This window comes from Bifidobacterium colobi (genome assembly GCF_018555455.1).
In the GTDB taxonomy this organism is placed as follows: domain Bacteria; phylum Actinomycetota; class Actinomycetes; order Actinomycetales; family Bifidobacteriaceae; genus Bifidobacterium; species Bifidobacterium colobi.
On the sequence record NZ_JAFEJU010000001.1, the window covers coordinates 223263 to 249020 of the forward strand.

Sequence of the window (25758 nt, forward strand, 5' to 3'; positions counted from 1 at the left end):
TATTCAGAAGGAAGGATAGGCATGACGATTCGTATCGCTCCGATCGAACCTCGATGGTTCGAGGAGAAGGCGCAAGTGCAGTCGCAAACATGGCGGGAACTCAACCAGGGCAAGATTCCGCAGGAGATCGTGGATGCCATCACCCCGCAGTTCGCGTTGAAACTCACCGAAGCCCACGCCAAGAACTCCGATCAGGTCACCCTAGTGGCGCTTGGCGACGATCATGTGATCGGGTTCGCGGAACTGCTGCGCACGCCGCGTCCGCCGATCGACCGTCCCGAAGCGGCGGAACTGGCCTCATTGTACGTGTTGCAAGACCGGCATCGGCACGGCGTCGGACGCATGCTAGTCGAAGCGGGCAAACAGGCCACCGGCAATGACCGGCTCGCGTTGTGGGTCGCCGGGTTCAACGCCAATGCGCAGGGCTTCTACCGGCACATCGGCTTCCACGAGACCGGTCTCACCCAAACCGAGGACATGGGACCGGAACTCGAAATGATTAACTACTGACGAACTACTAATGGAACTGTAAACGGCGTCAAGCACATCGGTATGGGACGAGTGGCACAGGGCTCCATCGTTCTTTGACGCAGGCAACTACATCAATATATGAATGGTCCGTTTTCGGAAGGTTCATAATCTCTGCGTGAATCTCCGGCATCGGAATAATCAATAGGATGGCCAAGGATTCCTAGACTTGGCGGTTGTTTATCGCCCGTGGCATGGTTTGCCGATACAACTGATTCCGTGGCAATGACTGCAACAGACTTGGACTGTGATTCTGGCCCGCTTGGAGTCACAGTTGTCTCGGATGTTTGTGGCTTAACGTCATTTGCCTTCGAGTCGGCATCAATCAACGGTTCAAACAATGCGTTGAGTTGCCGCTGCGTGAGCCCGAACCGTTCGCCGATCTCACGGCGCGATACCCCGTAGTCGCGGGTGTAGTCCTGCACGATCGGTCGCGCGGCGTCCAACGCTCTGGTGAAATCGGTGAGTGCATCGTACAGCGCCGCGGTACGATTCTCCCGTTCCTTGAGCTGCGCCCTGTACTCTTCAAGTGATTTGCGTACCCAGTCGGCGCGTTCCTTGCGACGGTTTCCGACGGCCATCCTCGCCTCCTTTGGCTGTGTCGTTATGTTGCAGCGTGATTATCCTTGCGTGACCATCAGCGCTGTGGCGATGCGGTTCAATCGCCGATATCGGCGTTAGGAATCGAGGTTAGTCATGGCGTGTTCAGGTGGTGGTCCCGGATTGATTTTTGAGTCAGGTCGGGGAATAGCAAGCATTGCAACCGTACGTACGGTTGCGCGGATTCCCTTCCGGTCATCCGCTGCGGGACACCCGCGACCCGATAGGCTATGGCCATGAGTTGGCAGGACTCGCATCCCAATCGCTGCCGTCGCAAGACGGTCACGTTTACTCCCGACGAGTGGGCTGAGGCGAATCGTTTCTACCAGCGGGTGAAACGATCACGCGGCGGAGTCCTGTCGTTCTCGGCCCATGCCCGCGCACTGCTGATCGACGCGCATACGGTCATGGTCACGGTCGCATTGGATCCCGGCATGGTTCGCGCGGACATGGCGCGTATCGGCAACAACATCAACCAGATCGCCCATGTGGCGAACGCGACAGGGCTGATCACGAGCGGCGACGTGGCGCGCGTGCTGGACGGCCAGCGCGAGCTGACGGCGTTGCTGCTGCGCATGTGTCGGGAGCGTGACGAAGCGGTGGAGGCGGCGCGATGGCTGTCGTCAACATGAGTCAGATCACCGTCACTCTGCACAAGGCAATCGCTTATATCGCCAATCCCGACAAGACCGAACATGGCGCTTTGGCCTCGGCGAACTTCAGCGATGATGCGACGAATCCCGTGGAGTTGGCGCGGCGCATGATGGCCACGGTCGAACAGTCAGCTGGCGGGAATCGTGCCAACGGCGTGCTTGCGCATCATGTGATTCAATCGTTCAGTCCGGAGGACAGCCGACGCGTGACCGCGCGGGAATTGCATGAGTTGGGTGTGCAGTTCGCCGACGAGTTCACCGGCGGCGAGTACCGGTACGTGATCGCCACGCACGTCGATCGCGGGCACACGCATAACCACATCATCATCTGCGCGACCAGTGACGTGACGTTCCGCAAGATGCGAACCAAACCGGGGGTCACGATAAGCAGACTGCGTGAGATCAGCGACCGGTTGTGCCGGGAAGCCGGACTGGACGTGCTGCCCGAGCTGAAACCTGCGCGAGAGCGGCGCCGTCATGGCGTGAGCTTCGCGGAACTGTATGCGTCGGCGAAGGGCGACGCGATCAAGGATCGTATTCGCGCCGCGATCGATACGGCCGCAGGCGCCTCCACCGATTTCGATTCGTTCGTACGCGAGTTGGACAGCGCCGGCGTGATGGTCGTCGTGCGCGGCCGGCACTTGACGTTTACGGACATGGCGAGCGGACTGCGGGTGCGCGACGTGAAATTGGGACGCGCCTACGACGAGCTGAACATCATGGCCCGCATCGGCCGGCATACGGTCATGCCGATCAGTTTCAACCGGCGGATGATCGCCGAACGAACCGGCAATGCGATGCGAGTGTGGCTGCCCGGCACGAGACGGCGACTGCTGATTACGATTCCGTTGACGCGGATCGTGCGCGACGGGGACACGTATCGCGCGTACCTGCCGGCGGCGTCGCTGCAGGTCATCACGGGACGGCGAGGCCGTTACGCCAAGCAGGTGCGTGCGGAGGACCTGTACGGGTACTTCTCCCGCCCGCCCACACGGCTGGAGTCCGCTGTGCATGAGCGGATGACGGTCGCGATCGGCAAATCGGATGCGCAGCGCCGCTGGTATGCGATGCAGGCGCGACGACTCGATGAGCTGAACCGGCTGGCGGACGAGTTGAATACGGCTGGCCGGCTTGCCGCCAGTGGCGCCGCGGTGGATGATGCGATCGCCGAAACGACGCGGCGCATCGAGGCGGAGCGGGAAGCGTTTCAGGCGGCGTTGGTCGCAGCTTGCGACACGGACGAAACGGACGGTGACGGGCCGCTGTCTGACGATGCGGCAGTCGAACTGCGGGAGCGTGAACGCAGACTCGACGAGTTGGCCCGCGAACTGGACACGTTACGTCGCGTACGCGCTCAGGCTCAGCATGTCAAGCAGCGGCGGCACATCCGCCGACCCGAATAGACGACGGTTCATACATGGAAAGGATTAACGATGATCGAGGAACGATTGGAAGACACCGGCCGGCAGATTGCTATGGGAGTCGGCCGCGCCGGTGGCGGTTTCGCACTGCAGGTCGGAGAGAAGACCGCCGGCTGGTTTCTGCGATTGGGCGGGCGCGGCTTGTCGGCGATGCGTGGCGTGATACGGAGAGGCCGCGATACCGGGCGGATGAGCGAGAAACGATTGCAGCGCCTGGCCGGCGGTGACGTTCATGCGATCGAGTTGGAGCGGCATCAGGTACGTGCGGTGGTGCACAGTCTGCGTCGCGCGGGCGTGCGGTATTCAGTGGAGAGTGATAGCCAGTCAACGTGGATTCATTTCGAGGGACGTGATCTCGATCATGTGACGCACTCGGTGCGGCGGGCGCTGCAGGATGTCGGCTATGAACTGCGGATCGACGGCCGGCAGCCGGCCGAGCGGCGCGGAAGCGAGAACACTCAGCCGCAGCAGGCAACGGAACCGGACCGGGGCGAACCACAGGAGCCCGCACCGGTGAAACCCGAACAATCATCACCAACACGTCCCGATGCCGCTCAGTCAGGATCGCGTATCCCGACCGCAACGGCCGAGCAGCGCGACGAGGCATCCCCGGCAGTCGCGGCGGAACAATCCGCACGGCCGATATCGGACGATGAGCAGCCGCCGCAATCCCCGGTCGTATCATCACCGGCTGCACATGGCGAGACTGAGACCGTTGCCGATGAGGCCAATCGCCAGACCGTGGCAGAACCTGCTCCATCGGAGCCGCGTGCGCCGGTTTCGCCGAAACCGACGGCGCGATGTGGGGAACGGAAAGTCAGCCGGCGTGACACGCTCGCGGAACTCCGTGCACGGATCGAACGCAAGCTCACCGGCAAGCCGGTGCAACCGGTTGCAACGCGGAAACCCGGCCGCCCTCGGACCAGATAGGAGTTTTCAGGATGGGAACGAAGCGATACATGATCGTACGCGGCGAACTCCTCGCCGACCCGGTATTCACGGTTTCCGCCACAGGCGGTCAACTGGTGCAGCTGAGGATCGGCGTGCGCATGCCGAACGGTTTGGCCGAGCCGGTAATCGTGCAGGGCGGCTCCGTGATGCCCACGTACTGTAAGGCGCAACAACTGGAACAAGGCGACCTGATCGTGGCAAGCGGCTGGGCCGACGCCGGCAACACCTCCCATGACATCGCCAACGCCGAAGTTCGGGTGAACGCGGACATGATCGCCGCCTCCACGTCAATGAACTGGAAGGAGCCGGCATGATCGAGCGGAACATGCCGATGACGCTCACACGGCTTGACCGACTGTTGTGCGGAGATCGTGAGGCATCCAGCATTGAATGGTGCGGAACGAACATGCTCATCATCGACTATGCGGATAACTCTGTGGATAACTTTCGCGAGATAGCGTCTGGGACAGGAGGAACAGCGGCGGAGGACATAGGCGCCGGTTCGTCAAACGGTGGCCGTCGAATCTCCGTCACGCCGCTCGCAGTCACAGAACCGTTGCCGAATACGACGGAATCTCAGACCGCATCTCAACCGAATCGTGATGCTGCACCGCTTACCCGTGAGATGGTGCTGGAATCACTAAGGCGTCGTACCAATGAGCGACTACAGCGCAAACAGTCGGAGCAGCGTGCGCGAATAACGGAAAGTATGGTGCGATGAAGCGTTTCCCCGTAATCTGCCTGACGATATTGTCCTCCTGCCTGCTGTTCTGCCTCGGCAATCGCGTGTGCCTGCAAGTGCGCGGCGACATGACGGCCGGCCTGTCCGCCAGCGAGATCATCGACCGGATGTTCGTCGGGATAGCGGAGCGCCCGCTGTTTCTGTCCCTGCACCGAGCCGATCTTATTGCCGGACTGGGCACGGTGATTGCGATAGGCCTGATCTGGCTATACCGATGGTCGATGCGCCGCGACCTGCGAGAGGGCGAGGAGCACGGTTCGGCCAAGTGGGGCACGCCGGCCGATATCCGTCCGTTCCGGCAGGGCGGGCGACGCGACCTGCTGATGACCGCGACGGAAGCGTTGGGCATCGACGGTCGGGTGACACGACGCAACTTGAATGTGTTGGTAATTGGCTCGTCCGGTTCCGGCAAGACCAGACGGTATGTGCTGCCGAACCTGCGGCAGGCGAACATGTCGTATGCGATCACCGATCCCAAAGGCGAGATCCAGAACGCGGTCGGCGAGCTGCTGCGCGACAAAGGCTATGCGATCCACTGTCTGAATCTCATCGACCTTGAATGCTCCGACCGGTTCAATCCGATGCGCTATCTCAACCCGTCCGACCCCGAGGCCGGCATTCTGCGCCTGACGGAAAACATCATCGCGAACACGGCCGGCGACAACAGGCAGCCCGGCAACGGCGACGGGTTCTGGGAACGCGCCGAACGCAACCTGCTGAACGCGCTCATCGCATGGGTGCGGTTCGCCGAGGACGAGCCGGACCTGAACCGGGTCACGGACATGCTCGACCGGATGGAAGCCAGCGAAGCGGACGAGACCATGCAATCCGACGTGGACCTCATGTTCGACGCGGCGCGTGAACTCGTCGCCGAATACCACGCAGACCCCGGCCGACATGACGTCGAATCACGGCAGACGCTGGAGGGTTTGGACTTCGCCGCACGCCAGTACCGCAAATTTCAGCAGGGAGCCGGCGAGACGAAGAAGTCGATCATCATCTCGCTGGGCGTCAGGCTCGCCCCATTGCAAGTCGGCAACGTGCGACGCATCCTGTCGGGAGACGACATGCGACTGGACGAGATCGCATTGCGGCCGACCGCCGTGTTCCTCGCCTTGCCAGACACGGAGAACACGTTCTCGTTCCTCGCGGCGATCCTCTACCAATGCCTGTTCGAGTCCAACGTGTACCAGGCCGACCATGTGGACGGCGGCGATCATCGTCTGCCGGTGCACTGTTTCCTCGACGAGTTCGCGAACGTCGGTCGCATCCCCAACTTCCAGAGGCTCATCGCCACCATTCGCAGCCGCAACATCTCCTGCTCAGTCATCATCCAGAACTACGCGCAAGGCAAGGCCATGTACCGCGACGATTGGGAGACCATCGTCGGCAACTGCGATTCGATGCTGTTCCTCGGCGGCACCGAAACCAGCACGCTCGAATGGGTGTCCAAACGATTGGGCTCCCAGACCATCGACGTCATGGACGACAGCGAAAGCAAGGGCATCAACGGTTCATACACAACGAGCTGGCGGCGCACCAAACGCGAGCTCATGCAACCCGACGAACTCGGCCTGCTGCCCACCGACGAGTGCATCTACATCCTGCGCGGCGTCCGACCGTTCCGCAGCCGCAAGATACCGATGTGATGCGCCCTAAGCGCAGTGCAGGCGGACGCGTCGGTAGTGTTTCTTTGTTTCTTTACATACATAAATACAGAAAAACTACTGGCCGGCACAGCGGTTACCCGCCACGCCGATTTTTGGATTGTCTGGCGGAAGTGTGTATCTTAGTGCTGTTGCCCCTTTAGCTCAACGGTTAGAGCAGCATCCTTTTAAGTTGTGGGTTGTGGGTTCGAATCCCACAGGGGGCACAGTTCAACCCTTGGAAGTCAACGTTTCCAAGGGTTTTTCTGTACCGGCATCCCAGGTTTGACATGGAAATGGTCATGCCGGTGAATCTGGGGTTCCCGACCGGTGTTTTGCTGCGGTCGTGCCGATGCGGGTAGGCTTGCCCTTGGTAATGTCAACGCGAATGGGCGGGGAGAAGCGCATGGAATCGAAGACCAACGAGACGGCGGCGTTCGCCCGTATGCGCGAGAACCAGTATTTCGATCGCAAGAGCGCGCGCATCAAGCCCGAGGACGTGGCACGGCATCTGATTGCATTCGCGAACGCTTCGGGCGGCCAGCTGGTCATCGGTATCGAGGACGACGGCGAGATCACCGGCTTCAAGCGCGCGAACGCGAAACCGGTCGAATCGTTCGAGCAGCTGCCGATCACGCAGTGCGCGCCCACCCCGCAGGTGGCCGCCCGGCGTATCCCGTGCGTGAACTCGTCCGGCGAGGATGATCTGGTCCTCGTATTGGACGTGTCGCCGTCGTCGAACCATGTGGTCGCGAAACGGTCGAACGGCGACGTGTATCTGCGTGAGGACGATCGCAGCGTGCTGTTGGACCGTGAGCAGGTGCTCGCGTTGGAGTACGACAAGGGGCAGCGTTGGTTCGAGGACGAGCCGGAAGACCGGTCGGGCGTCGACGATATCGATCATGACGTGTTCGACCGGTACAAGCAGGCCATCGGCGCGACGGATATCCCCGACGAGCGGGTGCTGCGCAGTCGCGGGTTTCTCGCGGACGGGCATCTGACGAACGCCGGCGTGCTCCTGTTCTCGCAGTATCCGGCCGCGTTCCTGCCGTCGGCGCGCGTGCGCGTCGTCAAGGTCGACGGGACCGAACTGCATACCGGCCGCAGTCTGAACATCGTCAAGGACGTGGAGTTCGACGGTCCGCTGCCCGAGGTCGTGGAGCGGGCCAGCCAGCTGGTCGGCTCGTTGCTGCGCGAGTTCCAGGTGCTCGGCGATGACGGCCGGTTCCGCACGGTGCCGGAGTATCCGCGGTTCGCGTGGTTCGAGGGTTTGGTGAACGCGGTCGCGCACCGTGACTATTCGATCCGCGGCGAGCATACGCGCGTCATGATCTATGACGACCGTCTGGAGATCACCAGTCCGGGAGCGTTGCCGAACCGGGTGACGGTGGAGAACATGCGCACCACCCGGTACGCGCGCAACCCGAAGATCTGCCATGTGCTCACCGCGTTCGAACTGGTGCGCGAGCTCAACGAGGGCGTGCACCGCATGTACGAGGAAATGGCCGAGCTCGGCCTGCCTGACCCCGAGTACAGCGAACCCAACAACTTCATGGTCAAACTCGTCCTGCGCAACAACATCCGGCAACGCGTGCCCTACCTCAACGAACAAAACGACACGGCCCCGTCCATCGTCAACCAGACCGAAGTGCCCGCCACCGGACTGACCGACATCGAACGCGAAGCCTTGGCCATCGTCGCGGTCGAGGGGAAAGTGACCACCAAACGCTTGGCCGAAAAGATCGGTGTAAATCCGCGTACGGCGGCAAGGACATTGAAACAGCTCGCCCAGCAGGGATTGTTGCACTGGCACGGGTCCGGGCTACGTGATCCCAAACAGTACTACAGTCGAGACTGACATACTCCGACATACTCCGACATACTCCGACATACTCCGACATGTATATGTCGGAGTATGTCGGAGTACATGTCAGAGTACTGCGGAGTAAATTCGGAGTCTGCATAGATAGCAGTACTCGTACGCCGATTTCAATTCGAGAGGCAACCGCTGGATAAAAGAGCGAGCCGTCGGCATATCGGGGATATGCCGACGGTCTGATGGATTAACTTGCGTTGGCGCGGGGTCGGGGACGACCGCTTGCGTTGGAGCGGAACGTGACGGTTGGTGCCGGGTCGGGACGCGGGGTTGCGTTCGCGCTTGCATATGATCCCGTGCCTGCCGTCAGAGGCTGCCGTCCCGGTTGGGTAGGCGATCTGTTTGCTGGCCGGGAACGTTCCACGAGGGCGCCGGCTGCGGCGTGGGAGGCTGATACTGCGGCTGCTGTGACTGCGTCGGTGCCGTCGCCTGTTGCTGCGTGGACTGCTGTTGTGCGGACTGCCGTTCGCGTTCCTCTTGCTCGCGTTGTTCCCGCTGCCGTTCCTCTTCCGCAGCTTTCGTCTGCTGCACGTCGACCGTCGCGGCGAGGTCGGCGATCTGGCGTGCGGCTGCGATGGCATCGGCCAGGTTTTCCTCGGTGATGGTCTTGTCGCGCCATGTGTCGGCAAGCCGGTCGAGTCGTGCATGTTCGTCGGATTCCGGTGCTGCGCGCAGCTTGTCGGCTCGGCCGATCGCTTCGCCGAGGGTCTTGGACGTCTGACTGGTCGTGTCGTCTAGCGCTGTAGCGTATGAGGTTTCCAGTTGTTTGGTGAATGCTTCCATGCGTTCGATGTCCTGATCGTCCATAGCCTGTTCGAGCTGGCTGGGGTTGATCTGATCGGCGATGGGACTGCGCTTGACGCGTTCGAGCAGCGCCTTCGCGATCGTCATTGCATCCTGCAGGCGTTCCGCTTGTTTGCGATCCTCTTCCGCCTGCACTGGCTGTTGAATGGTCGGCTCGGCATGATTCGTCGCGGTGATGACGCGAACGCCCGCGATTACGCCGCCGACCAGTAGCAGGACGGCCAATCCTGCTACCGCCGGTTTGACGGCGTTTTCCGGGAATCGTGACATGAATCGACCGCCGTCGGCATCGGCATGACCGTCATCGTCTTCGTCATTGTTGCGGTCGTTGCGTTCGGTCGGTCCGAGGTTCAGAGGCATGGCATCGTCTGCATTATGGGTGATGTTGGCCGTGGAGCCTTCGCATCGTCGCGGCGGAGCATCCATGCCGAGGATTTGGGTCTCGCCCGGCTCGTCGTCGGCGATGGCGGGGAGGCTGGACGGGCCGAGGTTGAACGGTTCACCGGTCATGATCTTGTTCCTTTCCGTGACGCGTGGCCGGTTACAGGGCGTCGGTGCCGGGAACGTAGGCGCGTTCCCTGTCGTGGCTGATGATCTTGCTGACCTTGTAGCCGTCGCGGTCGAAGTCCGCGTAGTAGACCTCCCAGATCACGCCGGACTCGGTCTCAACCACGCATGCGGCCGCGTCGTCGTTGATGGCGACCTTCACGTAGCCGTTGCCAAGCGAGCCGGCGTCATCGTGGCGTATGCGTTCGACCGGTATCTGCAGGCCTTCCGCATCCTCGGTGAATAGGTTGCTCAGGTTCCGGTCGCGGTCGTCCCGGTCGGAAACGTACGCCTGTACGGCGAGCGGCGCCATCAGCACGCACGCTTCGTCCGTACGATAGACGTCGATCCTCCGCCCGTTGACCGTCGTATCCGATTTCGGTTCGACCGTCCGGTTTTGATCGTTGCGCACGACGATCGGGACGCCCGTATGCCGTACGGGCATGAACGTGCGCAGGCATGCCGCGCCGAGCAGGATAATGGGAATGAGCGCGACCGTGACAATGATGATCAGATTGCGTTTGGGGTCTCGATTGTTCATGGATGCTCCTTTGCGTGATGTGGTTCGGTCAGTGGATGAAGTCGATGTTCGCCCGGTTGTCCGCAAGCTGCTGCGCGGTGAGCGTGCGCAGGGTGACGCGGGCTGCTGCGGCGCCGCTTTCGGAGATGATGATGTCGCCGTCTTCGTTGACTTCCTCGACGATGGCGACGTGCCCGTAGTAATCGTCCGCGCCGAGTGTGTCAGCTTGGAAGACCATGACGTCTCCGGGGCGGGGAGCCTTGTCGATCGGATAGCCGAATCGTTCGGCACTGGCGCGCCACATGCGCCCGTCGCCCATCCACGGGTCGACGGGCGTGCCGATCTGCTCGCGTCGGGACGCGGCCCACCATGTGCACTGCCAGCGCTCGTACGAGGTGATTTCGGGCAGGTCCATCGCGTCCACGTTCACGACCGTATCGTTGCCGTTCATGACCAATGGCGGTTCCAGCGAGCCGATCACGCTGCCGGTGACGAAACAGTCGCCGCCGGTGCAGCCCTGTTGCGTGGCGTTGAAGCCGGGCAGCCATGACAGGAGCGCCATGAGCGTCGCGAGCACCATGATCGCGGCCGTCGCCAATAGGAACACCGGCATGCCGACTGTGCCCGTCACGGCTGAAACGACGGATGCCATGATTCTGCGCGAGCCTTCGACGGCCGCCCGCATGAGGTTGGACAAGCCGTCCGCCGCCTTCGCCACCCCCTTGGCGGTATTTCTGGTGCCACGCGTCGCGGAGCCCGTGGAGCCGGGCGTGAATCTGGACAATGGCGACGCGAAACGTATGCCTCCGGCCGTTCCGTTCGCCGTGTTCCCTGCACGGCGTATCCCGCCTGTTCCGGATTGCGCGAGCCGGCGTGCGACGCCGCGGGTGCTGCCGTCCGACTTGCTCAACGTGGCAACGGGATTCGGAGCCGTGCCGGATGACGACGTGACGGGCGTATGACGAGCTGGACCGTTCACGGTCTGTCCGCCGTTTGCCGGTTCCGCGAAGACGTCCACGGTCGGCTTGGCATCGGCGATATCGTCCAATGGTTCCTCCACGGTCATCGGCCGCCGGTTGCGTCGCCCGCCGCGCCTGCCGGTGTTTGGCACCAGTTGGCCGGCGGAACGCAGCCCTTGCCCGACGTCAAGGATCGCGTCAGCCGGGTCGATACCGTTTTCCTCATGTTCGTCCGTTGTCCCCGTCGCGGTTTGCATGGTGCTGCGGCCGAGCGCGGCGGCGTCGCCGGCGAACCTGACCGTGGTCGAGCGCAGTCGGCCCGTCAGTCCTTCGCCTTCGCGGATACGGCCGGTGTATGAGGTGAGCTTGTCGGCGGTGCCGGTCCGCCGTGGATCCATGAGCTCGACCATCAGGTCTCCCCGAATTTCGTGGTGAATAGCCGGTAGAGCGTGGAATCGGTCGGGATGCGCCCGTCGAACGGGATGAACGCCTCGCCGGCCTTGAGCAGGCCCTCGCCGGGACGCGCACCGCCCAACCGTTCCTTCAGTTCGGGAGACAAGTGCCACATGTCGGCCAGTCGCGCCGCGTCGGTGGGCGTCTGGTTCATGAGCAGCAGGAACGCGGAGTTGGCAAGCATGAACCGCGCCTCCTTGCTGGCGAGCAGTTCCTCGATGTTCTGCGTGATGCCGGTCATGCCGAGCCCCCATTTGCGGGCGCGTTTGAACATGTCCAGGAACTGTTCGGACGCGTACCTGTTGGAGAACATGCGGTGAAACTCGTCCACGTAGATCCAGGTGCGCCGGTTCGTCTTCCGGTTGCGGGCGACCCGGTTCCACAGATGGTCGAGCACGACCATCATCCCGAACGTCTTCAATTCGCCCTCCAGCGCGGCCACGTCGAACACGGTGAACCGGTTGGACATGTCCACGGTGGTCTGCCCGGCGAAACCCGACAGACTGCCGAGCGTATACGATTCGAGGCTCAACGCCAGCCCCCGCGCCTCCGGCTCGTTGCTGGCGGCGAGCCGGGCGTGCAGATCGGCCAGCGTGGGCTGCGGCAGGGCGGGATTGTTGCGGTATTCGCGGTACAGTCCCAGCGTGCACCGGTCCACGATGGAGCGTTCCGCGGCGTCCAAGCCGTCGGAGCCGCCGATGAGCGCGCCGATCATGGAGATGACCGCGTTCGCCTTCGTGCGGATCGGGTCACCGTCCAGCGTGGCGTCGAGCGTGATGTCCATCGGGTTGATGCGATCGGCTGAACCGGCGCTGACGATCACCCTCGCGCCGTGCAGCGCGTCGCACAGGGGCGCGTATTCGTGTTCGGGGTCGACGATAATCAGATCGTCGTCGGGGCAGGATAGGAACAAGGCGGTCATTTCGGCCTTCGCGGCCTGCGATTTGCCGCTTCCGGTGGTGCCGAGCATGAACCCATTCGCGTTGATCGTGGTGCGGGTGCGGTCGACCATGAGCGCATTGCCGCTGCGCGCGTTGACCCCGTAGAACACGCCGTGCTCGTCCATGATCTCCTGATTCGTGAACGGCATCATGATCGCGGCGCCGCTCGTGGTCAGCGTGCGTCGCATCGGCAGCGGGTTCACGCCCAACGGCAGGCTTGCGTTCAACCCGTCGAGCTGCATGCAGGCGAGGGTTTCGGCCGTGCAGGAGAGCTTGCGGCAGGCGGCGAGCACGTCCTTGACCTGCTGGTCGAGCAGCGGGCGTGTGGGGGCCGTGACCGTGACCGTCGCCAGCGCCTCCACGAGCCGTTCGTTCGACCGGCGCATCTCGTCGCGAAGATTATGCGCCTCCTCCAATGAGTCGCGCAGGTCGGCGGGCAGTTCGTCGGCGGGAATGTGCCGGCGCATGTTCCTGCGACGCTCCTCCAGGCGTTGCATGTCCATTTCGGCGATCTTGCGGTCCACCAGTTCCGCGCCGACGCTGCGATCGTACGGCGCAAGATGAATCGACACCGTGCCCTCGGTCTTCAAACCGGTCAATTCGGCGATCAGCCGGTCGGACATGATCGGCGGAAAGTCGCGTATCCACAACGTCGAACGCAGCGTATCGCCCGCGGCGTTCGACAGTCGCAATACGCGCGCGTCCGTCGCGTCCACGCACCACGGTGCGACGAAGTCCTTCGACGTGGCGCGGCCGGATTCGACCAGCTTGTCGTCGTAGCGGAACGGTTCGCCCGGACGCAGCAGCAGGGCCAGCAGGCGCAGTCGTTCGCCTCGGTTGAGCGGCGTGATCTTGCAGCCGTCCAACGTGGAAAGCTGGCTTTCGGACGTTTTGACAAGCCGGTTCAGCGTGGCCTGCGCGCGTTCCGGGTCCTCTTCCGTGATCGTGATCGTCAGGTATTTGTCGGTGACCGCGTTGCGGGAGCGTTCGCCGAGCTTGGCGAGCATGATCCGGTTCGATTCCGCGCGCAGCGCATCGAACTGGCCACCGTCCAACCGCATGCCGACCATCGACATCACGTCATGGGCGTCGAGCGTGCGCGTCACGCAGGTGACCTGCAGCCGGGTGGAGCCGTCGAACGTGTTCAGGAACTCCGCCCACGCGTTGATGAGCTGCGCCTGCCGTTCGCGCGTGGCCGTCTCATAGTTGATGTCGGACATGCGCACGGTCACGCTCCACCGGTTGTCGCCCAGATACGCGATCCCGTTGGAGAGCATCGCCTCGTAGCCGATCAGCTCCTTCGCCGTGCGATACCCTCGCTCCCGCCGCCGGCGCATCCTGCGCCCTTGCCTGCCTGCCGGTTTGCGTCGTGCCATGATCATCCGTCCTTCCGTTCGCTGATGGCCTTCCTGCCCCGTTTCCGTTCTCGTCGACGAGACCGGGCGGGCCCGTCGATGAAATACCGTTGCTGCCCGAACCGGCATGCGATCACGTATCCGAACCAGACCTCCGGTTTCAGCCCCTTCGGCCGCAGCCAGCCCCATGCGGCCAACGGCAGGTTCACGAGGAACACCACGTACTGGCCGACGTCGGGGAGCCCGAACAGGCGCCAGAACACGAGCCACACGACCGCCGACAGGCAGCCCATCATCGCGGCCGCGGCGAGCTGCCGCCAGCTCATGCCCCACATGACCCGCGCCTCGGTGGCCGTGATCTCCTTGTAGATCCTGATCTCCAACGCCATCGCCGCCGCCTTCCCTGATCTCGCGTCTATTCGCCGAACACGGCCTTGGCGGTGGCCGAGGACACCATGACCAGACAGCCGAGCATGATCGCCCCCAACAGCAGCGTGCCGAAGTTCGCGATGATGTACTGCCACAGGTCGCCGCCGTCCACATACCCGTCGAGCCGCAGCGCCTCGCCGACGAACGTGCGGTACAGGATCACGCCGACCGTCAGGGTGATCGCCTGGAACGAGACCTGTCCGTAGCGTTTCAGATAGCCGACGCCCATCATGCGCGTATGCTCCGAGGCCATGAACACGATCGGCAGCGACGCGAAACAGGTCAGCATGTAGATCTGCATGAACCGCATGTACACGACCGCCAGCAGCACCACGCCGGCGATCTGCGAGACGATGAACGGGATCAATACCAACACCATGAGCCCGCTCTGACCGATCAGACCCGCATCCTCGATCGCGGATCGCATCTGATCGCCCAACAGTTGCGTCTCGCTGCCCGGCGCGGCCGCGAGCACGCCCGACGCGGCGGACACGATCTGCGAGACGACCGCGTCGATGCCCTGCAGGATCAGCGCCGCATTGGACGCAAACAGGAGCACGAGCGCGCATTTGAGCAGCACGCCGCCGATGATCTTCACGCCCAGTTCGCGGTCGCCGTCCGCGCGGGTCGACGCGCGGGCCAGTTCCAGCGTGAACACGATGCTGGCGATGGTGGCGGACACCGGTTTGACCGCGCTCGTATGCACCGATCCCGCCATGTTGTACAGGCCCGCGTTGAACTCGGCCGGCCCCAATGCGAGCCGGTCGAGTATGCTGCCGTCGATGCCGCCGCCGATCGCGTTGAGCATGTTCACGCACGGTTCCACCAAGTCCGCCATGACCGGTTCACCTTCTTCGTTTGACTGTCCGATACGAATCGAACGCCCGCTTGCCGACGGGCGTTCAGAAGCTGAGGTTGGCGAACAGTGCGGCTGCGGCGATGATGACCGCGCCTCCGACCAGCTGCCATATGCCGGATTGGGTTTGCGGGCCGGAATGGTCCTTCAACCCTCCGGCCAGGGTGATCGCACCCCATACGCTCCAGATGCCGCCGCCCAGCAGCGCGGCCTTCTGCAGCAGTTCGAGAATCGTGGTGATCGTGTCCATGACGGCTCCTTTGCGGTGATGGGACTCAACGGTGAGTGGACGGCCGCCCGGTGTTGTCGAAAGCCGGACGGCCTTGGCGATGGGATGCCGCCGGTCTGACGGTCGGCGGCATCCCCGTAGGAACCGTTGCGGCCATGCGAATAATGCGCGGCCGCAACGGAAGTCAGAAGTCGGAAACCGGGTTCCGGCGATGCGAGTGGGCGATGCGGAGCATGGCGAAACCGGTCAGCAGGACGAGCATGCCGATCGCGATGATGCCGGTCAGATCGACGCCGGTGTGTGGCAGCATGCGTTTCATGTAGGCGCTCCAGTCATCCGGTTCGCTCGTGATCGGCGTGTCCGTGCACACCGTGCCGGGTTCGACCGGCTGCGCGGGCTTGTCGTCGAACGGGTCGTCGTCCTTCGGCACGCATTCGATGACCGGCGCGGCCTGTACGGTCGCGCGATCGGTGTGCAGGTCGGTGACGCCGGTCAACGTGCCGGTCACGTCCACGGATTCGCCCGGCTGCAATACGAGCGCCGCCCAACCATCCGGGTATCTCAGATCGGTGACCGTGCCGTCGCCGGCGATCGTTTCGTCGGACAGTTCAAGACCGGTCAGGGGCACGTCGCCGGTGTTCGTGATGCGGAACACGATCGTCGTGCCGTCTCCCGTGATCTCCAACGCGTCCTTCGTGTCGTCGCGGTCGCCCTCCTCCAATCCGGATGCCTCGTCGAACTTCTCCACGCCCACGGACGGGGAGCGTTCGGGCGTGCGCGTGGTCACCGTGTTCGACGGGCGTTCCACGCCGTTCAGCGTCTCCGTGAACGTGTTGGAGAACTCACCGGCCTTCACCCGCCGGAACTGCACGTACGCGCGCCATGCCTGCGCATGCGCGCCGTCGGCCGACACCAAGTCGAGATAGCGCTGCGTGGCCGCGACCGTGAACGTGCCGTCGCGCATGTCCAACGAGAACAGGTCGCCGCCGAATCGCGCGGAGTCGAAGCCGCTGCCCGCGATGCGCGAGCCCTTCGCCGCGATCACACTGCCGGCCGCGTCATGCAGGTCCTCGGCCGCGTACACAGCCCACTGGCCGGCGTATTCGTCGCCCGACTCGTCGTAATCGTCGTCGATGTGCCACTGCGTCACCTGCGGGTAGGCGCGGTTCGCGGGCAGCAGGGAGGAGTCCAACCGGTAGAGGAACAGCTGGTCCTTGTAGATGCTCATGCCGTCCGCGCTGTCCGCGCCGACGTCGACCGTCACGTCCTTGAACGGGTCGAGCCGAGCGAGCACGTTCGTGACCGTGTTCGACACCGCGCGGCGCTTGTTCGTGACCTGCACGGCCGTGTTCTCGACCGAACCGCCGTCCGCCGCCGCGATGACCGTCATCGGCAGCACCAGCTGGTACGTCTTGCCGAGCAGCGACTGGTCGATGCCCGCGTCACGTTCCGCGGACAGTTCACGCCGCGCGTATTCCGTCAGATCGGCGGGCTGCGGGTCGCCCGGCAGCACCGTCCCGTCGGCAAGCGTGGTGTCCACGGTCTTGAAGAACGCGTAGACGACGCCATCGGCGACCTGCACGTTCACCCGGTCGGTCACGTCCGCGCCCTGCTCGTCAAGCACGTGGATGCCGGCCTCGTCCACGTCCAGCACGGTTTCGTCGTAGTCGTCGATCACGCCCAGCCGGCGCACCGGATACGCCGGGTCGGCCAAACCTGCCGCGTCGATCGTGATCCGGTAGTACAGGCGGTCGCCGACCAGTACGGTCTTGCCGTCGATGTCCACCGACGCGTCCGCCTGCGTGTCCTGCTTGACCGGCTGCGGGTCGACCGGCCGGTTCGTAACCTCGTTCGACTCCAATCCGGAATTGTTCAACGTGATCCAGCCGCGGTTCGCGATCACCGTGTCCGTGGCCGCATCCTCGGACACGGTCGCGTCGAACTCCAGCCGATACCAGTGGGCCCTGTACGGTTCCCAATGCTCGTCCAGCCAGTCGCGCCGGAACGAGACCGACAGTTTGTGCCCGGCGTCGTCCCACTCCACGTCGTACGCTTCGGCCGGCACCGTCACACCATCACGCGCATCGATGACCGTCAGACTCTCCTTGACCGGCGTCGTGCGCACGTCGTACTCGTCCACGAACTCCAGCGTGTGCAACGTGTAGTCGGATGCGGCCCCCACCTGCAATTCCAGCTCATAGGTGACCGTCTGGCCGGGCAGTACGCTGCGGCCGTCGATGCTCGACCCGTCGCCGCCTTCCGTTTCGCTCGCGGTCACGTCCTTGTCGAACTCCGGGCGCACGATGCACAGGCGAGGCTCGTTCGTCTCCCAATACTCGTGATCGGCCCAGAACACGCCGCCGCGGTTGACCAGCTCGTGTTTGCCGTCGCTGCACGTATTGTCGAGCGACCCGCTGCGCGTGCGCATCGCATCGATGTCCCGCTGCAGATCCTCGCGCACGTCGAACCTCACGTCGAACGGCACCAGCATCGAGAACTGCAACGACTTGCGACGTTCCCTCAGGTCCAGCGACGCCAGATACTCGGCCGTCGCCTTCGCCGTGACCGTCATGCCTTCCGAGACGATGTCGAAACGGTCGGTCACGTCCTCGCCGGTCACGTTGATGCCGTCCAGCGAGGGAGCGTCGTATTCGTCCATTTCGGCCACGTACACGCGCACCTCGGACACGTCCCGCACGTCGAGATACCGGTCCACCAGCGTCCAATCGTCCACCAGCTCCAACCGGGTGGGCTCATCCCACCACGGCACCGTGAAATTCACCGCCGCCGCGACCACGTCGCCGTCAAGGAACGACATGCCGTCCGCGCCGACGTGATTATCCCTCTCGGGATCGGAAACCATCCGCCAGACGCCGTCGTCGTCCATGCGCACCCACGCCTTGTTCGGCAGATACCAGCCCAGCGACGCCGTATCCGCCGTATTGCCACGCCCGCCGACTACGCCGCCGCTCCCGGTGCCGGCTGCGCCGTCCGGCGACCCCAACGCCAGCATCGGCGACACCAGCAGGCACACCGCCGCGGCGATGGCCGCCGCGATACTGCATTTCCTTCCCAACACGCCCATAACGAAACACTCCCTTTCACGAGGAGCCAGACCCCGGCCGACGGCCGCCGCCGCGAGGAAAAGGGAGAGAGAAACCCGCGACGGCGAACGACGAACCGCAAAGCCCGTGCGGATCATTTGACCGGAGCCCACCATTGGCGCCCCACCGCACGCCAGACAGTATCCGTTCCCATGCTCGCCGCCCGTGGTCCCGAACGGATATTGGAGTGCCGTATGCCTTGAGAAAAACACGAAAGCCCCCGTCGCACGATTCCGTGGGGTTGCGCAACGGGGGCGGACGTAGAGCGTTTATTTGAGCAGGCGTCCCTTGCGATGAGTCATGATGGCGATGATCGCGCCGCCGGCGGCGAGCAGGCCGCCGATGACGAGGAACAGGACGATGCCGCCGCTGCCGGTCAGTGGCAGGTTCGTGATCGTGGTGACGTTGCGCACGAACAGCAGGCCGTTCTTCTCGATCTGCACGAGCGAATCGGCCAGTGAGGGCACGCGCTCGAACACGACCAGCGCCGTTTTGCCGGGATCTGCGGTGATCGTGACCTTGAACCGCACGTCGAGGTCACGGTAGCCGTCCGGCACTCCGGTTTCGCGCACCCAGTACGTGCCGGCGGCCAGACCGTCGAACCTCACGAGGCCGTTGCGGTCGGACGTGGCGGTCACGTCCTCGTCGGGACGGTCGGCGCGACGGTATTTGGCGTCGTCCGCGAACGTGTCCGCCGTATAGAGCGTGAACGTCGCGCCGGCAAGCGGCGTCTTGCCATCCTCGCCGATCTTGCCGAACTGGAAGCCGTGCGTGTACACGGTGGTGTCCGGAGGCGTGAGCTCGCCGGTCTGATTGGTTTTCGGATCGTTCGAGTACGTGAGCGCGACCGTGTTCGTGTTGCCGTCGCCGTCGATCGTCGCATGCTCGGTGAGCGTGGCCGAATAGTCGACGCGCAGCAAACCGCCCGCCATGCCGTCACGGCCATTCGCGTAAACCCATGCACTCAGATCGAGATCGATCGTGGTTGCCGTGCCGCCGTCGGACTCACTTGCCTGCAACGTGTAATCGTCACCGTCGAGTGGACGCCATGCCTGTCCGTCCTCGCTGGCCGTGACGGACAGATCATCGTTGAACCGCTGGCCTTTCGACAGGACGTCCGCCAGGCGGAACACGTACGGGTTGGCCGCATCATTCGCGTATTTCGCGGTATCGGGGATGAGGGTTTCAATACGATAGTCCACGATGTCGCCCACATTGCGGTCGTCCGTCAGCGTCGCATCATCGCCGTCGATGATGCTCTTGCCGATCGTGACGCGCTGGTTCTTGATCTCGGCCGTGCCGTCGGCGTTGCCGATCGGTGGTTTCGCGGCGGTGATCGCCGTACCGACCAGTATCGGCGCCGAACGCGTGGTACCGGTCAACGCCGTGTTCGTATCCTCCAATAGGTACAGGCCGGGCTGCAATCCGGCGAACACGACCGAGGAAATCGTGCCGTCGTCGGCCGGCGTCGTCGTGCCGGACATGACCGGCGCATCCGTGACGGAAACGGTGGCCGCCATGCGATCGGCGAACAGCCGCCAAACCGGGGAATCCTTCACATCGCCCTGCCGTGCCAGCCACACGATCGGATCCTCGCCACCGGAACCCGTGTCCGCCGCCCCGTCGTCGCCCCGTGTAGTCTCGCCAACCGTTCCGCCGTCGACAGCGCCCGCATCGGCCGGGTACTCGCTGTCGCCGACCTTCGGCAGCGAGGCGATCACATCGCCGCGCACCGCGTCCTCGGTGCGCACGGTCACCGCGGAACCCTGGACCGTGAACCCGGCGAGCTTGACCACCTTGAAGTCCGCGCCATTCAACGACGAACCCGGACCGGCATTCAGCGTGATCGAATCACCCAATACGGGCGTCGTCTCACCGGCCTCATCGGCATGAGCGATGCCGCCGGCCGACACTGTGGCCAGCAACAGCACGGCCGTCATCGTCGCGCGCAGCAGCCGGCCGATCCTGTGGAAAGAGAACATGATCGAAGTCCTTCACTATCCGCATCCCCTGAACCAAGGCACGAACCGCGCCGACGGGGAAGAGAAAGGAAGAGAACCCGACGGCGCGGCCATACCATGAGAGGGAAGGTGCGGAACGTTTACCCGAACCACCCTTGGCCCGACCGCACGCCCCTCATCCTGCCGCCGCCCGCCACGGCATCGTGGTCCCACGCTGATAATCGTCACCGTCCGACGCCGTCTATCGGCCGGTAGTTTCGTAGCATTTCTTTATGTTTGTATTTCTTTGTTTATAGTTGCATCGCTCCCATGTTGAAATCCACTCAGTCGGATATGATGAGATTTACCAATACCCACCCGAGGCTGCGGATCGCCGCTCTGACATGTGGTGGGTCTTTTTGTCTGCGGTATCGGAAGGGAGTGTGGCGATGGCGTCTATTACCGTGCATCCGGCCACGCTCCGGTGGGCCGTTAGGCAGAGTGGTGCTGATCCCGCGGCTGTGGCGCATAAGGATGGTCTGGCTGAGTTTCCGCAGTGGTTGAACGAGACGGGTCCGTTGAGCCTGTCTTTTACCAAGTTGTCCGCGATCGGTTCCGCGTTGCAGGTGCCGTTCGGCGCGCTGGTACGTTCCGTGGTTCCCGAGTCCCATGAGGATGAGTTGATCCGGTATCGCACGATCGACAATCGCGGGGTCGAAGCGAGCCGGAATCTTCAGGATACGATCGCGGTCATGCGCAACCGTCAGGATTGGGCGCGTGATGAGATGATCGCGCAGGGTTTCGGGGAGAATCTGCTGGTCGGCAGTGTGCCGTCCCATGTGACCGCGGGTGAACTTGCCGCGCATATTCGCGAGGGATTGTCCTTGGACGTTGGCTGGTGCCGGCATAAGAGCAGTGCCGATCGGTTCCGTTTCCTGCGTGGCAAGGCTTCCGACGCGGGTCTGATGGTGATGGTCGACTCCCGGGTGGGAACGTCCAGTGCGCGCCGTTTGAATGTGCGCGAGTTTCGTGCGTTCGTGCTGTTGGATGACGTGGCGCCTCTGATTTTCGTCAATCGCAATGATTCCTATGCGGCGATGCTGTTCTCTCTCCTGCATGAGATCGGTCACGTGCTGCTCGGTTCCAATGAGGTGTACAACGACTCCTCCGTGGATGGCGGCAATGGTGTCGAACGCAAGATCAACCAGGCCGTCGTTCTGACGGTCGTGGATGACGAGCAGGAATTCCGCGCGTATTGGAAGAAGATGGTTGCGGATTGTGCTCGTGTGCAGGACATTGCGGATGGTTGCGCGAAAAGGTATGGTCTGAGCGCTTTGGCATTGACGATTCATGCCCATAAGCTTGGCTTGGCCAGTGACGAGGACGTGCGTCTGGTCCGCGCCCTGAGCGAACGGCGTGTGACGGATACGGAGGCCGCCGGTTCCGGAGGCAATCAGAACCTGACGAACGCTTCCCATCTGGACACGAGGTTCGTGCGCATGATCCGGGACGGTGTCGACCGGGGAAGCCTGCCCTATTCCGATGGCCTGTCCCTGCTGGGCGTCAGGTCCATGCACGCCTATGATGGCCTGCTCAAGGCGAAAGGCTTGGATCAGTGAGCGATCTGTTTTTGCTGGACTCGAACATTTTCATCGAGTCCTACCGTACCCATCACCCGTTCGCTTACAAGGAGTTTCATCCATTCTGGCGGTGGCTGGAACGTATGGCGCACAACGGCAAGATACAGCTGCTTGACACCGTGTTCAAGGAGATCACCCAGAAGGACAGCGACGGCAACCGTGACGAGCTGGCCGAATGGGCGTTCAACCTGTTCTCAGACAAACAGCTTTCGCATAAGACCGATGAAATCGGTGTGGCCTATGCGCAGGTTCAGGATTACCTGGCCACCTGCGGACTCTACCGGCCAGCCTCGTACCGTCAATGGGAGCCGGAAACCAAAGCCGACCCGTGGCTGATCGCCGCTGCAATGGTCGAGGACGCGATCGTCGTCACCAACGAGCAGGCCGTGCATCCCATGCCCAGCAGCCCGTTGAGAAAAGAACCCAAGATTCCCGACGTGGCCGACGCGATGGGCGTGCGCACCATGAACCTACACGAGTTCTACGACGCCAGCGGAGAACTCGTTTCATCGCCATACCCCATCCAGCCAACACTCTGATCCTGCATCGGCCATGAAGACATCGCGATGCAGTGCGGTGCCGGATACCTTCCGTCGTGTGATTGCGCATCCGGCACCTTAGATCACTCGTGCCGGTCGAGGTATTCGGCGAGGGCTTGGGCGACGAGGTCCTGCATGCGGATGCCCTTGATGCCGGCGGCCGCTTTGATGCGGTTGCGCAGCGAGGTGCGGATCTTGATGCTGGTGACCATGTAGGGGTCGTTGGCCGGTTCCTCGCGGTAGATATCGTCGACCGACGTGATCTCGCGTTCGGCGGGCAGATAGCTCAGGTTCCCTTTCATCGTCCGACCGCCCGTCTCAGCTCGTGCAGGACGAGACCGTATTCCCAGAGTTTGGCTGGGCGGTGGCCGAAGCTGGTCTTGATCTCCTGCCGTTTGGGCACGATCGTGTCGAATCGTGGCGTGTCCTGTGTTTCGAGCGCGTGCATGGCCTGCCGGAACGCGACCGTATTCGTTTCGACCCTGTTGAGCAGTACGGCGGCGGGCGTGCGTCCGGCCGCGTTGACGGTCGCCCATGCCTGCTGCAGGTCGACGGGCGATTCGGTGGTGGGCACGATCACGAAGTCGGCCATGTCGAGCGCGGTTTTGAGGCCCGCGTGCGTGGGCGGCGCGTCGATGACGAGCCATTCCCCCGGCGTGGCGCGGATTGCGGCGAGTTCGTCAACGGAAGCGGCCCGCACGTTGAACGGCAGCGTTTCGTTGCTGAGGTTGGCGATTCTGTCCCACAGGGTCGCGGAGTACTGCGGGTCGGCGTCCAAGAGCGTGACATGCTGCCCGTCGCGGACGAGCGCGTGGCATAGGTATTGCGCGATGGTGGTCTTGCCGACCCCGCCTTTGGCGTTGGCGATGGCGATTCTCATGGTGGTCTCCCTTTGTGTATGTTTTTGTGTTTTTCTTTGTTTCTTTATTTCTTTGCGGATGTGTCCGATAGTGCATGATCGTCGGGCGTATCCGGGGGATCGCGTTCGCCGGGTTCGAGCCGGGTGAGCCTGCGTGGTCGGCCGAGTGGTTCGCCGTTGCCGGTTTTGCGGGCGCGCTCGTTGCGTCGCCGGTTGCGGACGATGCTGTGGATTTCGGGGTGGGCGTCGAGCCAGTCGAGTAGCAGCCGGTACGGTTTGGCGATGTCCGTGGCCTTGCGTTCGGGTAGAACGTCGTGGACGATGACGACGCGCATCGCGTACTGTCGTTCCTTGTAGGTCATGCCGCCGAGGATGCCGTGCGTGACCGGGCGCAGCAGGCTGCGGGCCAGGCACGGCATGAGCATCGGGCATTGCGCGCACAGGCGTTTGGCTGCGCCGCGCAGCATCTGGTCGGGGCGCGAGTCGCCGGCGGCGTCGAGTTCCATCCAGATCATGTCGTACAAGTCGAGCTGCGCCTGTGCGCACAGGCCGCCGGGCGGCAGCATCGACGTGTGTATCCACTCGTCGCCGCCCGGATCGCGTGCCGGTCTGCCGTCCGGCTTGCCAGTGGGACGGAACCCATCCATCATGCACTCCGTTCCATGCTTGGCATCCTGTCGAACGAGGCCGGCTGCTCTTCCTTCCGCCGCAGGTGTTCCTTCCAGCGTTTCGTCTGCTCGTTGGCTTCGATTCGCGCCCGCTTGACGGCTTCCGTGGTGCGCGCGTTGCCGTGCAGCGCCAGGTTGCGTTCGTCGTACGCGCATACCGGGCATTTGTCCCGGCGGATGGAGCCGTTGAGGTGGTTCTGCGCGAATGCGATGCGGCTGTTCGATCTGCCGTGCTGGAACGACGAGTAGCCGAACACCGGGCACTGTGTGACGGTTTCGCATGAGACCAGCACCGCCGCATGCGGGTCTTTCTCTTCCTCGTCTTTCGCGGACATGATCCCTGATTTGACGTGTTTGGCTCTGAGTCGTCGCTGCTCGATCTCGCCGCGCCGTTCCTGCCATAGGCGTTCCCAGCGTCGGGCGAACTCGGACATGCTCAGCATTTTCGGACGCCAGAACGGATTCTTGGCGGCCCACAGCACCAGCTCCAGAATCTCCATCTGGCTGTGTTCCGCGAGCAGTCCCGCTGCGGCGCGCTGGTCGCGCGCCCGTGGCGGTTTGGCCGTCACCTGTTCGCCGGCAAGCAGTTCGGCGAATCGTTTCAGCAGCGCGTCGCAATCGGACGCGGAGACGTTGTCCCCGACGACTGCGTCGTCCGACCGACGGTTTTCGCCGGTAAAGCCGAAACCTTGGTTCGGTTCGACGTCGAGGTCCGGCGCGTTGGACGATTGGCTGATGGTGGGCGGGTTGTTCTCGGCTGAGTCTCCCCGTGGGGAGATGTCCCCTTTAGGGGACAGAGGGGTAATAGGTTCATGGGATGGTTTGGGTGACTGCACGGTCACCGGGCTGGTGACTCGTAGTGCGTCGGGCGTCCTGCTGCCGTCCGGTGCTTTTCCTGCACCCGGTGACTGTGATGCACCGGGTGTCTCGCATGCGCCGGCGTCGGTATCCTGTGTGGTGTCGTCCGTTTCCTCCGCTTGGTTCTCGTCCTTGCGTGGCGTGCGCGGCTTGCGGTCCGTCGGCGCGGGCAGCGTCTCGTCGCGGTCCATGCAGATCTCCCATACGGTCGGTCGCTTGTACTCGGGCAGGTACTGGATCACTTCAGTGGCTTCCGACTTGCGGATGAAGCCGTTCTCCTCCAGCCAGCGCAGCTTGCGCTGCACCGACCGTTCGCACATGCACGAGTTCCTGGCCATCTTCTTGATGCCGGGGAAGGAGTTGCGCCCGTGCTCGTCGGCGTTGTCGGCAAGGTTGATGAGCACGAGCTGGGCGTACGGGTCCTCGATCAGCCGCTTGAGCGTGAACACGCGGCTCAATGCCTGGATGCTCATCGGCGTCCACCTCCCGCCGGATGCGCGGCCACGGCACGCCGCAACCGGTCAGCGTGGCTGACCGATTCGTCGAGATACGGTGAAACCGTGATATAAGGCTTTCTCTCAAAACCTTGGTTTTCCGGGCTTCCGCACACGATGACGGTCACACGTGCGGGTATACAATCC

The 25758-nt window shown here is 63.2% G+C and carries 24 protein-coding genes and 1 tRNA gene; 11 read left to right on the plus strand and 14 right to left on the minus strand.

Annotation, left to right across the window (positions count from 1 at the left end; genetic code table 11):
• The first annotated feature begins 21 nt into the window (after positions 1-21).
• Positions 22-510, plus strand: coding sequence for a GNAT family N-acetyltransferase (locus JS530_RS00995; RefSeq protein ID WP_214358560.1), 489 nt, complete (start codon positions 22-24; stop codon positions 508-510).
• Between the two features lie 92 nt (positions 511-602).
• On the opposite strand, the gene JS530_RS01000 is transcribed toward JS530_RS00995, so the two are convergent.
• Positions 603-1109: a hypothetical protein gene (locus tag JS530_RS01000; protein WP_214358559.1), complete on the minus strand. Its 507-nt coding sequence runs from the start codon at positions 1107-1109 to the stop codon at positions 603-605.
• Positions 1110-1364: 255 nt separating this feature from the next.
• Between JS530_RS01000 and JS530_RS01005 the strand changes: the two genes are divergently transcribed.
• The 8 genes from JS530_RS01005 (at position 1365) to JS530_RS01040 (ending at position 8399) form a co-directional block, all read left to right on the plus strand.
• The gene (locus JS530_RS01005; protein ID WP_214358558.1) at positions 1365-1760 is read left to right on the plus strand and encodes a MobC family plasmid mobilization relaxosome protein; all 396 of its coding nucleotides are present in this window, start codon (positions 1365-1367) and stop codon (positions 1758-1760) included.
• Complete coding sequence (locus JS530_RS01010; protein ID WP_214358557.1) at positions 1742-3184, plus strand: relaxase/mobilization nuclease domain-containing protein; 1443 nt, start codon at positions 1742-1744, stop codon at positions 3182-3184. Before JS530_RS01005 ends, JS530_RS01010 begins: the two co-directional genes overlap by 19 nt.
• 30 nt (positions 3185-3214) lie before the next feature.
• On the plus strand, positions 3215-4132 hold the full coding sequence (locus tag JS530_RS01015; RefSeq protein WP_214358556.1) for a DUF3801 domain-containing protein: 918 nt from the start codon (positions 3215-3217) through the stop codon (positions 4130-4132).
• Positions 4133-4143: 11 nt separating this feature from the next.
• Complete coding sequence (locus JS530_RS01020; RefSeq protein ID WP_214358555.1) at positions 4144-4467, plus strand: hypothetical protein; 324 nt, start codon at positions 4144-4146, stop codon at positions 4465-4467.
• A complete protein-coding gene (locus tag JS530_RS01025; protein ID WP_214358554.1) occupies positions 4464-4874 on the plus strand; it encodes a hypothetical protein in 411 nt (136 codons plus the stop codon). The genes JS530_RS01020 and JS530_RS01025 overlap by 4 nt, the downstream gene beginning before the upstream one ends.
• Complete coding sequence (locus JS530_RS01030) at positions 4871-6544, plus strand: VirD4-like conjugal transfer protein, CD1115 family (protein ID WP_214358553.1); 1674 nt, start codon at positions 4871-4873, stop codon at positions 6542-6544. Before JS530_RS01025 ends, JS530_RS01030 begins: the two co-directional genes overlap by 4 nt.
• 151 nt (positions 6545-6695) lie before the next feature.
• Positions 6696-6768: transfer RNA gene (locus JS530_RS01035), tRNA-Lys, on the plus strand.
• 179 nt (positions 6769-6947) lie between these two features.
• Complete coding sequence (locus JS530_RS01040; RefSeq protein ID WP_240541025.1) at positions 6948-8399, plus strand: ATP-binding protein; 1452 nt, start codon at positions 6948-6950, stop codon at positions 8397-8399.
• Between the two features lie 324 nt (positions 8400-8723).
• Here JS530_RS01040 and JS530_RS01045 read toward each other — a convergent pair whose 3' ends face one another.
• From JS530_RS01045 to JS530_RS01085, 9 genes are all read right to left on the minus strand, one after another.
• Positions 8724-9731 carry a hypothetical protein gene (locus JS530_RS01045; RefSeq protein ID WP_214358551.1) on the minus strand — a complete coding sequence of 336 codons (1008 nt, stop codon included), beginning with the start codon at positions 9729-9731 and terminating at the stop codon, positions 8724-8726.
• A gap of 31 nt (positions 9732-9762) precedes the next feature.
• Positions 9763-10308, minus strand: a complete 546-nt coding sequence (locus tag JS530_RS01050; protein ID WP_150379087.1) for a hypothetical protein — start codon at positions 10306-10308, stop codon at positions 9763-9765.
• Positions 10309-10336: 28 nt separating this feature from the next.
• The gene (locus tag JS530_RS01055) at positions 10337-11656 is read right to left on the minus strand and encodes a CHAP domain-containing protein (RefSeq protein ID WP_150379088.1); all 1320 of its coding nucleotides are present in this window, start codon (positions 11654-11656) and stop codon (positions 10337-10339) included.
• On the minus strand, positions 11656-14016 hold the full coding sequence (locus JS530_RS01060; protein WP_214358550.1) for a VirB4-like conjugal transfer ATPase, CD1110 family: 2361 nt from the start codon (positions 14014-14016) through the stop codon (positions 11656-11658). The genes JS530_RS01055 and JS530_RS01060 overlap by 1 nt, the downstream gene beginning before the upstream one ends.
• A 2-nt stretch (positions 14017-14018) precedes the next feature.
• Positions 14019-14384 carry a PrgI family protein gene (locus JS530_RS01065; RefSeq protein WP_140463215.1) on the minus strand — a complete coding sequence of 122 codons (366 nt, stop codon included), beginning with the start codon at positions 14382-14384 and terminating at the stop codon, positions 14019-14021.
• Between the two features lie 26 nt (positions 14385-14410).
• On the minus strand, positions 14411-15262 hold the full coding sequence (locus JS530_RS01070) for a VirB6/TrbL-like conjugal transfer protein, CD1112 family (RefSeq protein WP_190972449.1): 852 nt from the start codon (positions 15260-15262) through the stop codon (positions 14411-14413).
• A 64-nt stretch (positions 15263-15326) separates the two neighbouring features.
• Positions 15327-15530, minus strand: coding sequence for a hypothetical protein (locus JS530_RS01075; protein WP_033494380.1), 204 nt, complete (start codon positions 15528-15530; stop codon positions 15327-15329).
• Between the two features lie 163 nt (positions 15531-15693).
• Positions 15694-18729 carry an LPXTG cell wall anchor domain-containing protein gene (locus JS530_RS01080; RefSeq protein ID WP_150379090.1) on the minus strand — a complete coding sequence of 1012 codons (3036 nt, stop codon included), beginning with the start codon at positions 18727-18729 and terminating at the stop codon, positions 15694-15696.
• Between the two features lie 153 nt (positions 18730-18882).
• A complete protein-coding gene (locus JS530_RS01085) occupies positions 18883-20595 on the minus strand; it encodes a SpaH/EbpB family LPXTG-anchored major pilin (protein WP_214358549.1) in 1713 nt (570 codons plus the stop codon).
• A 407-nt stretch (positions 20596-21002) separates the two neighbouring features.
• On the opposite strand from JS530_RS01085, the gene JS530_RS01090 reads away from it, so the two are divergent.
• Together JS530_RS01090 and JS530_RS01095 are read left to right on the plus strand one after the other, a co-directional pair.
• Positions 21003-22172, plus strand: a complete 1170-nt coding sequence (locus JS530_RS01090) for an ImmA/IrrE family metallo-endopeptidase (RefSeq protein WP_190972451.1) — start codon at positions 21003-21005, stop codon at positions 22170-22172.
• Positions 22169-22732 carry a DUF4411 family protein gene (locus tag JS530_RS01095; protein ID WP_214358548.1) on the plus strand — a complete coding sequence of 188 codons (564 nt, stop codon included), beginning with the start codon at positions 22169-22171 and terminating at the stop codon, positions 22730-22732. Before JS530_RS01090 ends, JS530_RS01095 begins: the two co-directional genes overlap by 4 nt.
• A gap of 83 nt (positions 22733-22815) precedes the next feature.
• On the opposite strand, the gene JS530_RS01100 is transcribed toward JS530_RS01095, so the two are convergent.
• Genes JS530_RS01100 through JS530_RS01115 form a run of 4 tightly spaced genes read right to left on the minus strand, consistent with a single transcriptional unit; the run spans position 22816 to position 25590 of the window.
• On the minus strand, positions 22816-23034 hold the full coding sequence (locus tag JS530_RS01100; RefSeq protein ID WP_033494383.1) for a hypothetical protein: 219 nt from the start codon (positions 23032-23034) through the stop codon (positions 22816-22818).
• On the minus strand, positions 23031-23612 hold the full coding sequence (locus tag JS530_RS01105) for a ParA family protein (protein ID WP_140463231.1): 582 nt from the start codon (positions 23610-23612) through the stop codon (positions 23031-23033). Before JS530_RS01105 ends, JS530_RS01100 begins: the two co-directional genes overlap by 4 nt.
• A gap of 44 nt (positions 23613-23656) precedes the next feature.
• Positions 23657-24241, minus strand: coding sequence for a WhiB family transcriptional regulator (locus JS530_RS01110; protein WP_190972452.1), 585 nt, complete (start codon positions 24239-24241; stop codon positions 23657-23659).
• A complete protein-coding gene (locus JS530_RS01115; RefSeq protein ID WP_190972453.1) occupies positions 24238-25590 on the minus strand; it encodes a helix-turn-helix domain-containing protein in 1353 nt (450 codons plus the stop codon). Before JS530_RS01115 ends, JS530_RS01110 begins: the two co-directional genes overlap by 4 nt.
• Positions 25591-25758: the final 168 nt, after the last annotated feature.

Coding starts and splice junctions, on each gene's coding strand:
- JS530_RS01065 (WP_140463215.1), bottom strand. CDS start 14,384: ATGGCGTTGGAGATCAGGATCTACAAGGAGATCACGGCCACCGAGGCG.
- JS530_RS01015 (WP_214358556.1), top strand. CDS start 3,215: ATGATCGAGGAACGATTGGAAGACACCGGCCGGCAGATTGCTATGGGA.
- JS530_RS01070 (WP_190972449.1), bottom strand. CDS start 15,262: ATGGCGGACTTGGTGGAACCGTGCGTGAACATGCTCAACGCGATCGGC.
- JS530_RS01085 (WP_214358549.1), bottom strand. CDS start 20,595: ATGTTCTCTTTCCACAGGATCGGCCGGCTGCTGCGCGCGACGATGACG.
- JS530_RS01045 (WP_214358551.1), bottom strand. CDS start 9,731: ATGACCGGTGAACCGTTCAACCTCGGCCCGTCCAGCCTCCCCGCCATC.
- JS530_RS01055 (WP_150379088.1), bottom strand. CDS start 11,656: ATGGTCGAGCTCATGGATCCACGGCGGACCGGCACCGCCGACAAGCTC.
- JS530_RS01000 (WP_214358559.1), bottom strand. CDS start 1,109: ATGGCCGTCGGAAACCGTCGCAAGGAACGCGCCGACTGGGTACGCAAA.
- JS530_RS01110 (WP_190972452.1), bottom strand. CDS start 24,241: ATGATGGATGGGTTCCGTCCCACTGGCAAGCCGGACGGCAGACCGGCA.
- JS530_RS01010 (WP_214358557.1), top strand. CDS start 1,742: ATGGCTGTCGTCAACATGAGTCAGATCACCGTCACTCTGCACAAGGCA.
- JS530_RS01100 (WP_033494383.1), bottom strand. CDS start 23,034: ATGAAAGGGAACCTGAGCTATCTGCCCGCCGAACGCGAGATCACGTCG.
- JS530_RS01090 (WP_190972451.1), top strand. CDS start 21,003: ATGGCGTCTATTACCGTGCATCCGGCCACGCTCCGGTGGGCCGTTAGG.
- JS530_RS00995 (WP_214358560.1), top strand. CDS start 22: ATGACGATTCGTATCGCTCCGATCGAACCTCGATGGTTCGAGGAGAAG.
- JS530_RS01050 (WP_150379087.1), bottom strand. CDS start 10,308: ATGAACAATCGAGACCCCAAACGCAATCTGATCATCATTGTCACGGTC.
- JS530_RS01020 (WP_214358555.1), top strand. CDS start 4,144: ATGGGAACGAAGCGATACATGATCGTACGCGGCGAACTCCTCGCCGAC.
- JS530_RS01030 (WP_214358553.1), top strand. CDS start 4,871: ATGAAGCGTTTCCCCGTAATCTGCCTGACGATATTGTCCTCCTGCCTG.
- JS530_RS01115 (WP_190972453.1), bottom strand. CDS start 25,590: ATGAGCATCCAGGCATTGAGCCGCGTGTTCACGCTCAAGCGGCTGATC.
- JS530_RS01075 (WP_033494380.1), bottom strand. CDS start 15,530: ATGGACACGATCACCACGATTCTCGAACTGCTGCAGAAGGCCGCGCTG.
- JS530_RS01040 (WP_240541025.1), top strand. CDS start 6,948: ATGGAATCGAAGACCAACGAGACGGCGGCGTTCGCCCGTATGCGCGAG.
- JS530_RS01025 (WP_214358554.1), top strand. CDS start 4,464: ATGATCGAGCGGAACATGCCGATGACGCTCACACGGCTTGACCGACTG.
- JS530_RS01060 (WP_214358550.1), bottom strand. CDS start 14,016: ATGGCACGACGCAAACCGGCAGGCAGGCAAGGGCGCAGGATGCGCCGG.
- JS530_RS01005 (WP_214358558.1), top strand. CDS start 1,365: ATGAGTTGGCAGGACTCGCATCCCAATCGCTGCCGTCGCAAGACGGTC.
- JS530_RS01105 (WP_140463231.1), bottom strand. CDS start 23,612: ATGAGAATCGCCATCGCCAACGCCAAAGGCGGGGTCGGCAAGACCACC.
- JS530_RS01080 (WP_150379090.1), bottom strand. CDS start 18,729: ATGGTGGGCTCCGGTCAAATGATCCGCACGGGCTTTGCGGTTCGTCGT.